The organism is Aphanothece microscopica RSMan92, from assembly GCF_046613545.2.
Taxonomy (GTDB): domain Bacteria; phylum Cyanobacteriota; class Cyanobacteriia; order PCC-6307; family Cyanobiaceae; genus NIES-981.
The window spans coordinates 1-1,036 of record NZ_JBKKKY020000212.1 but is presented as its reverse complement, the minus strand read 5'-3'; the positions used below and the strand labels follow the sequence as shown (position 1 = coordinate 1,036).

Genomic DNA, 1,036 nt, shown 5'->3' with positions numbered 1-1,036 from the left:
GAAAATCTCCAACCGAAGCGTCATTATCCAAGCGTTCTTTGACGCCAAGCATCTCGAGATAGCCGATCTTTTCAGGGGCTATAAAGGCGACGACGTTTGGTCCAGCCTTCGATTCCTTGACCCCGGTAACACTCAGGTCTACGAACAGGCAAAGTCCGGTCAATGACACGAAATGTCTCTCCCGTGCGCCCCGCCATTGCGGAGGACCTCCATCGTTTCTACAATCCTGCCCTTTTTTCGAGTGAGACCTACGATGCTCTTGTCGCCTTGCACTCCGTGGAGCATCTGCCAAAACACCACGGTCTGGGTACTGTTGGTGTGATGGCTCATGACTATTGCTGTCTGATTGACGGACTTGTCGCCAGCACGGCAACAAATAGCGACGGAAGAGAAATCACGACGGCATTCTTCACTCCAGGTGACATTGTCATTGATTGCGTTTCCGTGTTTATGGGAACTCCCGCACGTGAGCGGATGGTAACGCTGACACCGTGTTCGGTACTGCGCATTTTGGCAAGCGATTTCGCATCCATCTTTGAACACTCTCATGAAGTGGCTGAATGGGGTCGCTTATGGTTTACTTCGGAACATCTTCGTAGCCGTATGCGAACACTTGACATGATTACCCTGACAGCAAAGGAACGGTATCTTCAACTCATTGAACGTCATCCGGCCATCATTCAGTCTGCGCCACTCAAAATGATAGCGACGTACTTGGGGATCACGGAAAGCTCATTGAGCAGAATTCGCGCCGAACTCCCATAGAACGGGGTGGGTATTTCTTGCCAATTGGCAAGAGATGATTGCCAACCAAGGATTAGTTTCGTCCCGAAACATCTTCCCTACATTCCTTGGAGAGACGTCAGTGGTAAATCCCGTTGTTTGGTTTGAGATTGCAGCTGCGGACCTGGACCGTGCAAAGTCCTTCTATGAGGCTGTCTTTGGCAGCACCTTTCAGTTCATCGACATGGGAACAACGCGCATGCACATGTTCAACGGAGACAGTGCGTTGCCTGGTGCATCCGGCGCACTTGTT

General features: G+C 51.1%; 2 protein-coding genes. Both read left to right on the top strand.

Going from position 1 to position 1,036, the window contains the following annotated elements:
• Positions 1 to 183: 183 nt before the first annotated feature.
• Entirely contained in the window at positions 184 to 765 is a 582-nt protein-coding gene (locus ACLD7X_RS17045; protein ID WP_411424877.1) for a Crp/Fnr family transcriptional regulator, read from the top strand.
• Between the two features lie 34 nt (positions 766 to 799).
• Positions 800 to 1,036 (top strand): VOC family protein (locus tag ACLD7X_RS17040; protein ID WP_425625426.1); only part of this gene is annotated, 237 nt, incomplete at its 3' end.